General features: G+C 66.2%; 12 protein-coding genes. 8 read left to right on the top strand and 4 right to left on the bottom strand.

What is annotated here, in order from left to right; all coding sequences use genetic code 11:
• Positions 1–169: 169 nt before the first annotated feature.
• From OSH07_RS01955 to OSH07_RS01925, 7 genes are all read left to right on the top strand, one after another.
• Positions 170–931, top strand: coding sequence for a c-type cytochrome (locus OSH07_RS01955; RefSeq protein ID WP_266336915.1), 762 nt, complete (start codon positions 170–172; stop codon positions 929–931).
• Positions 932–1,079: 148 nt separating this feature from the next.
• Positions 1,080–2,939, top strand: coding sequence for an extracellular solute-binding protein (locus OSH07_RS01950; protein ID WP_266336914.1), 1,860 nt, complete (start codon positions 1,080–1,082; stop codon positions 2,937–2,939).
• Positions 2,940–2,992: 53 nt separating this feature from the next.
• A complete protein-coding gene (locus OSH07_RS01945; protein ID WP_266336913.1) occupies positions 2,993–4,843 on the top strand; it encodes an extracellular solute-binding protein in 1,851 nt (616 codons plus the stop codon).
• Positions 4,844–4,855: 12 nt separating this feature from the next.
• On the top strand, positions 4,856–5,968 hold the full coding sequence (locus OSH07_RS01940; protein ID WP_266336912.1) for a microcin C ABC transporter permease YejB: 1,113 nt from the start codon (positions 4,856–4,858) through the stop codon (positions 5,966–5,968).
• Positions 5,961–7,109, top strand: a complete 1,149-nt coding sequence (locus OSH07_RS01935; RefSeq protein WP_266336911.1) for an ABC transporter permease — start codon at positions 5,961–5,963, stop codon at positions 7,107–7,109. Before OSH07_RS01940 ends, OSH07_RS01935 begins: the two co-directional genes overlap by 8 nt.
• Positions 7,110–7,123: 14 nt before the next feature.
• Entirely contained in the window at positions 7,124–8,767 is a 1,644-nt protein-coding gene (locus OSH07_RS01930) for an ABC transporter ATP-binding protein (RefSeq protein ID WP_266336910.1), read from the top strand.
• Positions 8,764–9,723 carry a 2-hydroxyacid dehydrogenase gene (locus tag OSH07_RS01925; protein WP_266336909.1) on the top strand — a complete coding sequence of 320 codons (960 nt, stop codon included), beginning with the start codon at positions 8,764–8,766 and terminating at the stop codon, positions 9,721–9,723. Before OSH07_RS01930 ends, OSH07_RS01925 begins: the two co-directional genes overlap by 4 nt.
• 106 nt (positions 9,724–9,829) lie before the next feature.
• On the opposite strand, the gene OSH07_RS01920 is transcribed toward OSH07_RS01925, so the two are convergent.
• The 4 genes from OSH07_RS01920 to OSH07_RS01905 form a co-directional block, all read right to left on the bottom strand.
• Entirely contained in the window at positions 9,830–10,006 is a 177-nt protein-coding gene (locus tag OSH07_RS01920) for a hypothetical protein (RefSeq protein WP_266336908.1), read from the bottom strand.
• A 155-nt stretch (positions 10,007–10,161) separates the two neighbouring features.
• Positions 10,162–11,007 (bottom strand): C40 family peptidase, encoded by an 846-nt coding sequence (locus OSH07_RS01915; protein WP_266336907.1) that lies wholly within the window; start codon positions 11,005–11,007, stop codon positions 10,162–10,164.
• 14 nt (positions 11,008–11,021) lie between these two features.
• The gene (locus tag OSH07_RS01910; protein WP_266336906.1) at positions 11,022–11,372 is read right to left on the bottom strand and encodes a MarR family winged helix-turn-helix transcriptional regulator; all 351 of its coding nucleotides are present in this window, start codon (positions 11,370–11,372) and stop codon (positions 11,022–11,024) included.
• An 88-nt stretch (positions 11,373–11,460) separates the two neighbouring features.
• A complete protein-coding gene (locus OSH07_RS01905; RefSeq protein WP_266336905.1) occupies positions 11,461–12,858 on the bottom strand; it encodes a leucyl aminopeptidase family protein in 1,398 nt (465 codons plus the stop codon).
• A gap of 210 nt (positions 12,859–13,068) precedes the next feature.
• Here OSH07_RS01905 and OSH07_RS01900 point away from each other — a divergent pair, with 210 nt between their 5' ends.
• A complete protein-coding gene (locus OSH07_RS01900) occupies positions 13,069–14,601 on the top strand; it encodes an aromatic amino acid lyase (RefSeq protein ID WP_266336904.1) in 1,533 nt (510 codons plus the stop codon).
• The last annotated feature ends 63 nt before the right edge of the window (positions 14,602–14,664 follow it).

The raw sequence follows: 14,664 nt of genomic DNA, 5'->3' as shown, positions 1-14,664 counted from the left end.
TTGCCCGATGAAGGGCATGCAGGTGTCAAAACGTCTCAATCTGGAAGCGTTCATACGTATTGCACCCAACACTGGAAAGCTTGTAGTTTCCGCGCCACATGCGGGGGCGATGGCGCCGAGGCGGCTGCCGACCCCTATCGTCTATTCGAAGCGTCTGGGGCCAAGACCGATGGATTCTTTCGAGCTCAACAAGATCGTCGGTGCGATCCTGTTTACGCTTCTGGTTGTGATGTCGCTGAGCATCTTCTCGGGAGTGATCTATTCACCTGCCGTCCCGGAGAAGCCCGGCTTCGTCATCGAAGTCGCCGAAGAGGCATCCGAGGGCGGCGCCGCACCGGCAGCCGCGCAGGATCCCGCGATCTCGACCCTTCTGGCCAGCGCCAATGTCGATGCCGGCGCGGCCGTCGCCAAGAAGTGCGCCGCCTGCCACAACTTCGTCGAGGGTGCCGGCGCCAAGGTCGGCCCGGACCTCTACAACGTGATCGACCGTCAGATCGGCTCGGCCGAGGGCTTCAAGTATTCCGCCCCGCTGCAGGCCGCGCATGACGAAGGCAAGAAGTGGACCTACGAGCACCTCTACCACTTCCTGAAGAACCCGAAGGCCGACATGCCGGGCACGGCAATGGGCTTCGCCGGTCTCGCCAAGCCGGAAGATCGCGCCAACCTGATCGCCTACCTGCGCACGCTGTCGCATGAGCCGGCCCCTCTGCCGGCCCCCGAGGCTGCCGCCCCGGCGGAAGCGGCTCCGGCCGCCGCCGAGGCTCCCGCTGCACCGGCTGCTGCCGAACCGGCGCCGGCTGCACCGGCCGCCGAGCCTGCACCGGCAGCCCCCGCGGCTCCGGCCGCAGAGCCCGCTCCGGCGGCTCCGGCTCCCGCAGCCGAGCCGACCCCGGCCGCTCCGGCACCTGCCGAGCAGCCCGCGGCGCACTAAGCCCCGCACATCCCTGCGACAATTTCGAAAGGCCGGAGATCACTCTCCGGCCTTTTTCTATTGCCAAGTCGGTTGCATGCGGTCACGCGGGAGTTGCCCTTCGCGCGATCCGCCTTAGTAATGAGCGTAACCAGCCGGAGAATCGCCGATGAAGCTTGCCGCCGCCGCCCTGCTCAGCCTGTCGCTCCTGCTGCCCGCGACAACAGGTGCGAAAGCGGACGACGTCTGGCGCACATCGACCTCGCTGATCGGCAAGCCGAAATACGAAGACGGCTTCAAGCATTACGACTACGTCAACCCCGACGCGCCCAAGGGCGGCACGCTGAACCAGGCGGCCGTCGGCACGTTCGACAGCCTCAATCCCTATATTGTCCAGGGCAGCCCGGCGGCGGGCCTGTCGCAGACCGGCGGCGGCCGGCTCTACGACACGCTGATGGACACCGCGACCGACCAACCCGGCACGGGCTATCCGCTGATCGCAGAGGCACTCAGCTATCCGGACGATTACAGCTGGGTGAAGTTCCGCCTCAATCCGGCGGCGCGCTGGCATGACGGCACCCCGATCACGACGGACGACGTCGTCTGGACTTTCAATACGCTGAAGGCGCAGAGCCCGTTCCACAACAAATACTACGCCAACGTCGTTAAGGCCGAGGCCACGGGCGAGCGCGAAGTGACCTTCACCTTCGACAAGGGCGGCAACCGCGAACTCCCGAACATCATGGGCGAAATGGTCGTGCTGCCGAAGCTCTGGTGGGAGGGCACCGACGCAAGCGGCAAGAAGCGCGACGTCACGAAATCGACGCTCGAACTCCCGCTCGGCTCCGGCCCCTACAAGATCGATTCGATCAGTGCCGGTCAGCGGATCACTTGGGCCCGCGTTCCCGACTATTGGGCCAAGGACCTGCCGACGCAGCTCGGCCGCAACAACTACGATCGGGTGGTCATCGACTATTACCGCGACCCCAACGCGGCGTGGCAGGCCTTCCAGAAAGGCGGCCTTGACGATATCCGCCAGGAGAACCGCATCGCGCGCTGGATTCAGGAGTACAATTTCCCGGCCGTGAAGCGCGGAAATGTCATCCTGCACTCCTATCCGATCGCTTCCTCGGGGCGCATGCAGGGCTATGTGCTCAATCAGCGCCGCGACCAATTCAAGGACCCGCTCGTCCGCGAAGCGCTGAACTATGTATTCGATTTCGAGACGATGAACCGGACGCTGTTCTTCGACAAATACAAGCGCATCAACAGCTACTTCGCCGGCATCGACCTCGCTTCCAGCGGCCTGCCCCAGGGCCAGGAACTGGAGATCCTCGAAACGGTTCGGGACGAGGTGCCGCCGGAAGTCTTCACCAAGGAATTCAAGGGACCGGTCAACGACACGCCGCAGGCATTGCGGGAAAACTTCCGCACGGCGCTGCAACTGTTCGAGAAGGCCGGCTGGGTTCTGAAGAACAACAAGCTCGTCAACGCAAAGACCGGCCAGCCCTTCACCATCGAATTCCTCGAGGCGGACCCGTCCTTCGAGCGCGTCGTGAACCCGTATATCCAGAATCTGAAGCGGATCGGCATCGATGCGAGCCTGCGTATCGTCGACACGGCCCAATACATCGCCCGCATCAACGACTTCGATTTCGATGTCGTCTCGACCGTGATGGGCCAGTCGCATTCGCCCGGCAACGAGCAGCGCGAGTTCTGGGGTTCGGCCGCCGCCGACCTGAAGGGCAGCCGCAACCTGATGGGCATCAAGAACCCGGCGGTCGACAAGCTGATCGACCGCGTCGTCTATGCCAAGGACCGCGAGGAGCTGGTTGCCGCCACGCACGCGCTGGATCGAGTGCTGCTCTGGAATTATTACGTCGTGCCGCAGTGGTACAGCGACACGATCAACGTCGCCTACTGGAACAAGTTCGGCATCCCGGAGAAGCAGCCTGAATATGTCGGTATCGACATTGATTCATGGTGGGTGGATCCGGCCAAGGCAGCGGCCCTGGGGGCCAAGCCTTGAGCGGCGGGCCGTTGCACGACGCACATCACCGACCGAGTCTGACGCGGCGTGCCTTGCTCACAGGGGCGGCGGCGGGCGCCATCGCGCCGATGATCGGCCTTCCGCCGTTCCACGCCATCGCGGCAGAGTCCACGAATTCGCACGGGCTCTCCGTCTTCGGCGACCTGAAATACCCGCGTGATTTCAAGCATTTCGACTATCTGAACCCGGCCGCGCCAAAGGGCGGCAGCTTCGTCTTCGCGGCACCAAACTGGTACTACAACCAGAACGCCTACACCTTCAACACACTGAACGGCTTCACCTTCCGGGGCGACGCGCCGCCGCGGATCGAGCTCTGCTTCGACACGCTGATGGCGGCAGCCTCCGACGAACCGAGCTCGGTCTACGGCCTCGTCGCCGAAAGCGTCGCCGTCTCGGAAGACGGCAACACCTACGTGTTCCGCCTGCGCGATGACGCGAAGTTCAACGACGGCTCGGCACTGACCGCCGACGACGTCGTGTTCTCGTTCCAGACGCTGAAGGAAAAGGGTCATCCCGACATCTCGCAGTCGATCCGCGATATGGTCTCGGTGACAGCGACCAATCCGCGCGAGGTGACCGTGGTCTTTTCCGGCAAGCAGAACCGGAAGGTGCCGCTGATCGTCGCCTCGACGCTGCCGATCTTCTCGAAGGCCTACTACGCCGGCCGCGATTTCGAGGCCTCGACCATGGACCCGCCGCTCGGGTCCGGCCCCTATCGCGTCGGCAAGATCAGCCCCGGCCGCTCGATCGAATATGAGCGCGTCGCCGACTATTGGGGCAAGGATCTGCCGGTGGCCGTCGGCGCTTACAATTTCGACCGCATCCGCGTCGAGTTCTACCAGGACGACGAGGTGCAGTTTCAGGCCTTCGCCAAGGGCGAACTGCTGTTCCGCGAAGAAGTCTCGTCCAAAACCTGGGCGACGGGCTACGATTTTCCGGCCGCCCGCGACGGCCGCGTGCAGAAGCCGTCCTTCGCGGCCGAACGCCGGCCGGACATGTATGGCTGGTTCTTCAACCTGCGCCGCGCCAAGTTCGCCGATCCGCGCACCCGCCAGGCGATCGGCATGGCGCTCGATTTTCCCTGGACCAACAAGAACCTGTTCTTCGGCCTCTATGTCCGGGCGACCTCCTTCTTCGCGATGTCGGATTTCGCCGCCTCCGGCTTGCCCGGCCCGGATGAACTGGCGCTGCTAGAGCCGTTCCGCGACCAGCTGCCGGCCGAGGTTTTCGGCACGGCGGTCATGCCGCCCGAGGCCGACGGCAGCGGGCGCGATCGCAAGCTGCTGCGCCAGGCCGCCACCCTGCTGGCGGATGCGGGCTGGCAACGGAAAGGCAATGACCTGGTCAATGCATCGGGCGAGACGCTGACGCTCGAATTCCTGATCCAGTCGCAGGCGTTCGAACGCGTGCTGTCGCCCCTGATCGCCAATCTGAAGGCGATCGGCGTCAACGCGTCGATGCGCATGGTCGACGCCGCGCAGTACCAGAGCCGCAAGAACAGCTTCGATTTCGACATCATGGCGCATCGCATCATGTTCGACGCCACGCCGATCGACGGCATCGAACAGATCTTCGGTTCCGCCAGCGCCGATCTGCCGAGCGGCTCCAACCTGGCCGGACTGAAGAATCCGGTGGTCGACGCCCTGGTGGCGAAGGCTGCCAACGTCCGGGACCGCGCCGAGCTGGAGACGCTGATGCGCAGCCTGGACCGCGTGCTCAGATCCCTGCATATCTGGTTCCCGGCCTGGCTTTCGACGGCGCATCGCGTCGCCATCTGGGATATGTTCGGCTGGCCGGCGACAAAGCCGGACTACGGCTTTTCGCCGGAAACGACATGGTGGCAGGACGACGCCAAGGCCGCCGCCATCGGCAAGGCCGGCTAGGGCGGGAGACAGATGGCAGCCTATATCTTTCGACGCATCCTGCTGATGATCCCGACGATCTTCGGCATCATGGCGATCAGCTTCATCATCGTGCAGTTCGCGCCCGGCGGTCCTGTCGAGCGCGTCATCGCCCAGTTGCAGGGCAATGACGTCTCCGCGACCAACCGGATCGGCGGTGGCGGCGGCGCCGATGCCGGCATGGGCGGGCAGGACCGGACTCTGGGAAGCGCTCCCGTCTCCTCGAAATATCGCGGCGCGCAAGGGCTCGACCCGGAGTTCATCGCCAAGCTCGAAAAGCAGTTCGGCTTCGACAAACCGCCGCTGGAGCGCTTCGGCCTGATGCTCTGGAACTACATCCGCTTCGATTTCGGCCAGAGCTATTTCCGCGATATCAGCGTGCTGCAGTTGATCAAGGAAAAGTTGCCCGTCTCGATCACACTCGGGCTCTGGATGACGCTGATTTCCTACGGTATCTCGATCCCGCTCGGCGTCGCCAAGGCGGTTCGCGACGGCGCCCGCTTCGACATCTGGACCTCGGCGGTGATCGTCGTTGGCTATGCCATCCCCGGCTTCCTGTTCGCCATCCTGCTGGTGGTACTGTTCGCCGGCGGCAGCTTCTTCGACTGGTTCCCGCTCCGGGGGCTGACCTCGGACAATTTCTCCAGCCTGTCGCTCGGCGGCAAGATCGTCGACTATTTCTGGCACATCGCGCTGCCGATCATCGCCATGTCGCTATCACAATTCGCCACGACGACGCTGCTGACCAAGAACTCATTCCTCGACGAGATCCGAAAGCAATATGTCGTGACGGCGCGCGCCAAGGGGCTGTCGGAGCGCAAGGTGCTCTACGGCCATGTCTTCCGCAACGCGATGCTGATCGTCATCGCCGGCTTCCCCGGTGCGTTCATCACATCCTTCTTTGCCGGATCGCTGCTGATCGAGACGATCTTCTCGCTCGACGGGCTCGGCCTGCTCGGCTTCGAATCCGTCATCAACCGCGACTATCCCGTCGTGTTCGCAACGCTCTTCATCTTCTCGCTCATGGGGCTCGTCATCGGCCTGCTTTCCGACCTGACCTACACCTGGATCGATCCGCGCATCGATTTCGAAAAGCGGGATGTCTGACGTGACCGATGTCTCCATACAAGCCCGCGAAATCGAGCCGAGCCGCTTGGCGCTCTCGCCGCTCAATCTCCGCCGCTGGCGCAATTTCAAGGCGCACCGGCGCGGATACTGGTCGCTCTGGATCTTCCTGGCACTGTTCGGGCTGACGCTCTGCTCGAACTTCATCGCCAACGACCGGCCGCTGGTCGCTTCCTACAAGGGCGAATTGCTGCTGCCGGTCTTCACCGACTATCCGGAGGAGAAGTTCGGCGGCTTCCTGGCGACCACCAACTTCCGCGATCCCTTCATCCAGGAAGAGATCAACGCCAATGGCTGGATGATCTGGCCGCCGATCCGCTATTCCTACGACACCGTCAACAACGACATGGCGACGCCGGCGCCCGCCCCGCCCTGGTGGATGATCCCGAAGGAAGATCGCTGCCGCGCCTATCCGCTCGGCGACGCCGACCCCAATTGCACGCTCGGCAACTTCAACTGGATGGGCACCGATGACCAGGGCCGCGACGTCGTCGCGCGCCTGCTCTATGGCGTGCGCCTGTCCGTGCTGTTCGGCCTGGTACTCACCGTCGTCTCCTCGGCGATCGGCATCCTCGCCGGCGCGGTGCAGGGCTATTTCGGCGGCTGGCTCGACCTGATCTTCCAGCGCTTCATCGACATCTGGACCTCGCTGCCCGAGCTCTACATCCTCTTGATCATGGCCTCGATCCTGGTCCCGAGCTTCTGGGTCCTCCTCGGCATCCTGCTGCTGTTCTCCTGGGTCCGGCTGGTCGGGCTGGTGCGCGCCGAATTCCTGCGCGCCCGAAACTTCGAATATGTCCGAGCGGCGCGGGCGCTCGGCGTCAGGAACCGGACGATCATCGTCCGCCACGTCCTGCCCAACGCCATGGTGGCGACGCTGACCTTCCTGCCCTTCATCCTGAACGGCTCGATCACCACGCTGACCTCGCTCGACTTCCTCGGCTTCGGCCTGCCGCCGGGCTCGCCGTCGCTCGGCGAATTGCTGGCGCAGGGCAAGAACAACCTTCAGGCGCCCTGGCTCGGCCTGACCGGCTTCGTCGTCATCTCGGTGATCCTGAGCCTGCTGGTCTTCATCGGCGAGGCCGTGCGCGACGCGTTCGACCCCAGAAAGACGTTCGGCTGATGACGGAAAAGACCATGACCGCCGAACCCGGCACCGCCCCGCTCCTCGCCGTCGAGGACCTCTCCGTCCACTTCCTGCAGGGAGAGACGCGCACCGTCGCCGTCGACCGGATCTCGTTCACCGTCGGGCGCGGCGAAACCGTCGCGCTGGTCGGCGAATCCGGCTCCGGCAAGTCGGTGACGGCGCTCTCCATATTGAAGCTGCTGCCCTACCCTTCGGCCGAGCACCCGACCGGCCGCATCCTGCTCCACGGCAAGGACCTCCTGACCGCCAGCGACCGCGAGTTGCGCAAGGTGCGCGGCAACGACGTCACGATGATCTTCCAGGAGCCGATGAGCTCGCTCAACCCGCTGCACACGATCTCGCAGCAGATCGGCGAGATCCTGAAGATCCATCGCGGCATGTCTGGCAAGGCGGCGGAGAAGCGTATCCTCGAGTTGCTCGTCGAGGTCGGCATCCGTGACGCGGAAAAGCGCCTGAACGCCTATCCGCACCAGCTTTCGGGCGGCCAGCGCCAGCGTGTCATGATCGCGATGGCGCTTGCCAACGAGCCGGACCTGCTGATCGCCGACGAGCCGACCACCGCGCTCGACGTCACCGTTCAGGCGCAGATCCTGAAGCTCCTGAAGGAGATCCAGGGCCGCACCGGCATGGCGATGCTGTTCATCACCCATGACCTCGGCATCGTGCGCAAGATCGCCGACCGGGTCTGCGTGATGACCAAGGGCAAGATCGTCGAACAGGGGCCGACGAAGGAAATCTTCGCCCACCCGCAGCACAGCTACACCAGGCACCTGCTGGCGGCCGAACCGAAGGGCGCGCCGCCGCCGGCCGACGACAGCGCACCGGTCGTCGTGCAGACGCATGATCTCAAGGTCTGGTTCCCGATCAAGCGCGGCATCTTCCGGCGCACGGTTGACAACATCAAGGCGGTCGACGGCATCGACGTCGCCGTCCGGCGCGGCCAGACGCTCGGCGTCGTCGGCGAATCCGGCTCGGGCAAGACGACGCTCGGCCTCGCCATGATGCGGCTGATCAGCTCGAAGGGCGCGATCGACTTCCGCGGCGAACGCATTGACAGTCGCGGCTTTCAGGCGATGCGGCCGCTGCGCCGGCACATGCAGATCGTTTTCCAGGATCCGTTCGGCTCGCTCAGCCCGCGCATGTCGGTCGGCGAGATCGTCGCCGAGGGGCTTCGCGTGCATGAGCCGCAGCTCTCGTACCGCGAGCGGGAGCGGAAGGTGGCGCAGGGGCTGGAGGAAGTCGGCCTGGATCCGGCGACCCGACACCGCTATCCGCACGAATTCTCCGGCGGCCAGCGCCAGCGCATCGCGATTGCCCGCGCCATGGTGCTGGAGCCGCAATTCGTCATGCTCGACGAACCGACCTCGGCACTCGACATGTCCGTGCAGGCACAGGTCGTCGACCTCCTGCGCGACCTGCAGAAGCGGCACGGCCTCGCCTATCTGTTCATCAGCCACGATCTCAAAGTGGTGCGCGCGCTCGCCAACGAGGTCGTCGTCATGCGCGGCGGCAAGGTGGTCGAGCGCGGCGCCTCGGAGAAGATCTTCACCGCGCCGGAAACCGACTATACCCGCGCCCTGATCGCAGCCGCCTTCTCGATCGAGACGGCCCCGGAAGGCATCGTTTCGCAATGACCGACAAGACCGTTCTGCCCGGCGTCCTGATCGCCTCCGGCAATTGGGCGCCGGAGCCGTGGGCGGCGCCCTTCGGCCGCGAGCCGGAGCGGCCGCTGGCGATCTGGCCGGACGTGCCGGACCGGGCCGCCATCCACTATGTGCTGGCCTGGCGTCCGCCGGCGGAGGCCTTTGCCGATCTTCCCAACCTCAAGGCGGTGTTCTCGCTCGGCGCCGGCGTCGATCATGTCGTCGGCAACACAGCCCTGCCCGACGTGCCGATCGTCCGCGTCGTCGATCTCGACCTCACCACCCGCATGACCGAATGGGTGACGCTGCAGGTGCTGCTGCACCACCGCCAGCATCTCGCCTACGCCCGCCAGCAGGCCGCGCGCCAATGGCGCGAGCTGCGCCAGCCGGTCGCCCACGACGTCCGCGTCGGCATCATGGGCCTAGGCGAGCTCGGACGCGACGCGGCGGAAGTGCTCGCCCGCCTCGGCTTCCAGGTCGCCGGCTGGAGCCGCTCGGCCAAGGACATTGCCGGCATCGAGTGCTTCCACGGCGAGGACGGCCTCACCGCCTTCCTCGGCCGCACCGACATCCTCGTCGCGCTGGTGCCACTGACGCCGGATACGCGCGGCATCCTCAACGCCTCGGTATTCGATCGGCTTGCCAGGGACGGAGCGCTCGGCGGGCCGGTGCTGATCAATGCCGGCCGCGGCGGGCTGCAGGTCGACGCCGACATCCTCGCCGCGCTCGACGACGGCCGCCTGATCGGCGCCAGCCTCGACGTGTTCGAGCCGGAGCCGCTCGCCGCCGACAGCCCGTTCTGGGGCCACCCGCGCGTGGTCGTGACGCCGCATGTCGCCGCTTCCAGCGAGGCAAGCGTGCTCGCAGTCGGCATCCATCGACAGATCCTCGATTTCGAGGCCGGAAAGCCGCTCGGCAATCTGGTCGATGTCACGCGCGGCTACTAACCAACGCGCTATCTGAAAAAATTGGAGCGCTTCACGTTTCCATGAAGCGCTCCGGAGGGTGCCGGCGAACCGGGGGGCACGCCGACGACCTTTCTCGATCCGGAACCTAGCCGCGCGTCTCGCCCGACGCGGACGGCAGTCCCTCCGCGGCCCGCTCTACGTTCGCCCTGGCCTCCTCCGAGGCCAGCTTGAGCAGATAGGCCAGGTCCTGGAGGCCATGTTGCTGAGCGAGTTGGCTCAGCTGACCCGACAGCTCCTCGATATATTTGGCGGTTCTTTGCATCGCCGACCCCATCGTCCTGCGCCCCGATCGCCCCGAACGAAGTGTTTCAAACGGTTCTAAACCGTGGCGAGCCAATAGCATTGACCTGCCTCAAGCGGGAGGCCAGATCGCCCTGATTACGAAGAAGTAAGGAAGCGGCAGGGTTACGGTTAGGATCAGGGGCGTCGAACGGTAGTTGCGACGAGGCCTATACCGGCATAGCGCCCAAGAACATCCGCCAGCGGTTCCGAAACGACAACCATCTGCAGGCCACTTGCATGCAGCAGCGTTTCGGAATCTCGCAAGATGCCGACATGCCCTTTCCAGAAAACGAGATCACCCCGCCGGAGCGAGCCATCGATACCTTTTTCGACCCGCGAACCGATCGCCTGCTCTTGCTGGTCGGTATCGCGAGGGACCCGGACGCCAGCCTCCGCCAGAGCGACCTGCACCAGCCCCGAGCAATCGAGCCCGAAGCCGGACCGGCCACCCCATAGATAGGGCGTTTCGAGGAAGCGCTCGGCGACCGCGACATAATCGGGGGCTGCCGCCTCGTCCAGCGCCGCGACGTGACGGGCGATGACGGTGCCGCTGCCGTCCCCCAGCCAGCGATAGCGCGTGCCGCGTGTCTCCGCCTCGCCGCCGAGGGTTAGCAGGCTGCCGATCGAGAGCGCGGTGACCGGCGGAAACTTCAGATCGGCCACCGGATAGACGAAGGTGCGGAGCGCGGTGACGCGATGCGTTGGCGCAGGATCGACCGGCCCCAGCGCGTCCGACGAGACGAAGCCGACATAGGAGTCGGTTTCAAGCTGGATCCAGGCCCAGCCCTCGGCGGTCGCCTCGAACACCCGCACCACCTCGCCGCGCAGCGCCTCGCTGTTGATCGACGCGTCGGAGCGCGGCGCGCTGCGGATCGGCGTGGTCGGCGCGGCGACACGGCGCCGTTCTCCCTCGACGAAACGCGCGGCCTCGACCTGTGCCTGCAACCGGATATCCGCAAGATCCGGACGGTAGGCATGCATGCGGGGATCCAGCGTCAAAGCGGCAGTTCCTTGTGGCGGGCGATGACGAGATCGCCGAGGCGTTCGACCGCCAGCGCCCCGGCAACGGTCCTTTGGATCACGACATTGCGGCGATCCTTGGCATCGCGGTGACGGCTGACGAGGCCGAGCCGCCCCATCGTGTCGAGCGCGCGGGTGATCGCCGGCTTGGTCACGCCGAGCTTGGCGGCGAGACCGCGCACGGTGTGCGGCGGCAGCTCGAGATAGACGGTTAGCAGCACGGCCATCTGGCGGGCCGAGAGATCGTGCTCGCCGTCGCGGACCAGATCGAGCGTCACGTCATGCCAGAGGCGCAGCGCCTGGGTTGGACGCAGTTCGACGGGCATGGACGGCTCCCCTCATCCAATCGTTTCGGATCCGATCTATCTAAGCGCCCGCCTGCCTCCTCCACAAGACAAGGTTGCGATTCCGCTCCTATGCCGTGCCGAATCGCTCCTGGATCAGGGCGAACAGGGCGCGGATCGTCTGCGCCTCGCCGCCCTCCGGCCGGCCGGGCCGGCTCGACGCGTTCCAGGCATAGATGTCGCCATGGATCCACGGGATCGTCTTGGGAACGAAACGGTCCAGGAACAGCGCCGCCGTGATCGAACCGGCGAAGCCGCCGGCGCCGGCATTGTTGATATCGGCGATCTTGGAATCGATCATCGCCTCATAGGGCGCCCAGAGCGGCAGCCGCCAGAGCGGATCGAGGCGCTGGACGGCATGGCGGGCGAGATCGGCAGCAAGCGCCTCGTCATGCGTGTAGACCGCCGGAAGCTCGGGGCCGAGCGCGACGCGCGCCGCGCCGGTCAGGGTGGCGAGGTCGATCAGCAGCGCCGGATCCTCCTCCGCCGCGACGGCCAGAGCGTCCGCCAGGATCAGCCGCCCCTCGGCATCGGTATTGCCGATCTCCACCGTGACGCCGCCGCGCGAGCGCAGCACGTCGCCGGGCCGGAAGGCGGGGCCGGAGATCGCGTTCTCGACCGTCGGCACCAGGAGACGCAGCCGGACGGGCAGCTTCGCCTCCATGATCATGTGCGCCAGGCCCATCGTGTTGGCGGCGCCGCCCATGTCCTTCTTCATAAGCAGCATGCCGCTCGACGGCTTGATGTCGAGACCGCCGGTATCGAAGGTGACGCCCTTGCCGACCAGCGTGACCTTGGGATGGGCGGGATTGCCCCAGACGAGATCAACCAGGCGCGGCTCGCGATCGACGTCGGCGGCGCGGCCGACGGCATGGATCATCGGCAGGTTGGCCGAAAGCAGTTCGTCACCGACGATCTCGCTGACCTTGGCGCCGAAGCGCGCGCCGAGATCGTGAATCGCCTGCGACAGCTCCGCCGGGCCGAGATCGTTCGCCGGCGTGTTGATCAGGTCGCGGACCATGGTGATCGCCCGCGCCATGCCGCGCGCCTCAGCCGGGTCGACGCCGCGCGGCACCACGAGGCGGGGAATCGGCGACAGATTGGTCTTGTAGCGCTCGAAGCGGTAATTGCCGAGCGCCCAGCCGACCGCGCCCAGCATCGGATCAGGCAGCTCGGTGGCGAACTGGTAGTCGCCCTGCGGCAGCATCGCCGAGAGCTTGCCGGTGATCATCGCGGCGCGGCTCCTGTCAGAGCGGCCGAGGCCGAACAGCACCCGGCCGATGCGGCCGCCCGCATCGGCGATGATGGTGACGGCGCCGGCCGCGGCGTCGAAGCCGGTCGAGCGCGCCCAGGCCGCCTCGACCTCGCCGATCGACGCCAGCAGCGCATCGAGCCCTTCCGGATCCACCGCGTGGATCGGAATGGCGACGTCGGAACTGTCGATCAGGCTGTCGCTCACGGCATTCATCCTTGGCTTGGTTCGAGTCGAAACGGGTGCCGATCATGGCCTCCCGCCCGGCGCGGATCAATTGCGCCGGGGTGACGCGGCAACCGGCCTGGCGGATCGGCAGATATAGCTGATCGCGCCGAATTTCGGCTAAGCTGCGACGGGGCTTCAACTCTCCATCTGACGAAGGACATCATGCCGCCTGCCGCCGAAGCTCTCCCTGACGACCGGATGGCATCGCCTCGCGATACCGTGACCCTGGACGGCTCGGCCCTCCGCCTTTCGACCCTCTCCCTGATCGGGCGCGGTCTTCTGCATGTCGTTCCCTGCGAGACCCGCCTCGTCGAGGTGGCGACCGCCTATGAAGCGGTGCGCGGCGCCGTCGAGGGCGGAAGGCCGCTCTATGGCGTCACGACCGGCGTCGGCGCCATCAAGGATCGCGCCGTCGCGCTAGCGGCCTCGGCCGACCGCACCGACCTGGTGCGCGCCCATCATTTCGGCGTCGGCGAGCCGCTCGCGCCGGAGATCGTCCGCGCCGGCATCGCCATCCGCGTCAACACCGCGCTTTCCGGCATGGTCGGCTGCAGTCCGGAACTGGTGCGCGCCTATGTGGCGGCCCTCGACGCCGACATCGTGCCGGTGGTGCGGCGGCTCGGCTCGATCGGCGCCGCCGATATCGGGCTGATGAGCCAGGTCGCGACGGCGCTCGCCGGCGAGGGACAGGTGTTCCATCGCGGCGTACTGAGATCGGCCGCCGACGCGCTGCGCGCCGCCGGGCTGACGCCGCTGGTGTTCCGCCTGAAGGACGCGCTTTCGGCCGTCAGCACCAATGCGCTGACGATCGCCAGCGCCGGCGCGACGCTGATCGACGCGGCGCAGACGGTGCGCGTCGCCATGGCCACAGGCTCGAGCGCGGCGGCGGCGCTGCGAGCGTCGCCGGAGCCCTGGCGGGTCGCCATCCGCATCGGTTCGCCGCGGGAGGCCGCCGCTGGCACCGTGCTCACCGCCGTCGCCGAAGCCTTCCCGTGGGCGCCCGCCACCCATCTGCACGACCCGCTCAGCCTCCGCATGATGGCGCAGATCTTCGGCGCTTCGGCCGGCGTGGTCGCCTTCGCAGCCGCCGCCGTCGAGGCGGCGACGGCGCGGCCGGACGACAATCCCGTCGTCATAGACGGCATTCCGATGGCCTCGGGCGGCTCGCTGCCGCTGGAACTGGCGCTGACGCTGCAATCCGTCGGGCCCGGCCTCGCCCATCTCGCCCGCAATATCCTGAACCGCATTGTCCTGATCGCCAATGGCGGCCGCGGCGTGCTGCCGGCCAACCTCGTCTCGGAGACGACCGACGCCACCGGCTTCGGTCCGCTGGTCAAGCTCGCCGGCGACCTCGCCAGCCGCGTCATGGGCGAGCTGGCGCCGGTTTCCGCCATGCCGCTGCTGATCGCCGGCGGCATGGAGGACGAGGCGATGTTCGCGCCGCTGATCGTCGAACGGCTCAACCGCCAGGTCGCGGCGCTGAAGATGATGACGGCGATCGAGGCGCTGCTCGCCGCGCAGGGGCTCGACATGCAGGGGATGAAGCCGGCCGGCCTGGTCGCCGCCGTCTATGATTCCGTCCGCTCCGAGGTGGCGTTCCTGCACAAGGATCGCGCGCTGTCGCTCGACATCGAGACCATCGAACGCAACCTTTTTCAGCCGGCGCTCTTGGAGACAGTCAGGAATTTCTACGAATCCATAACAACGGACGAGCTGATTTTCTCGCGTTGACGCGCGCGGAACCCTAAGAAGAAAGCAAACCGCCAGATCCACCGACAGTAGAGGAATTCCGCC

The organism is Kaistia nematophila (genome assembly GCF_026343855.1).
Taxonomy (GTDB): domain Bacteria; phylum Pseudomonadota; class Alphaproteobacteria; order Rhizobiales; family Kaistiaceae; genus Kaistia; species Kaistia nematophila.
Note: the sequence above shows the minus strand (reverse complement) of the source record. Positions and strands in the feature narration are given on the sequence as shown.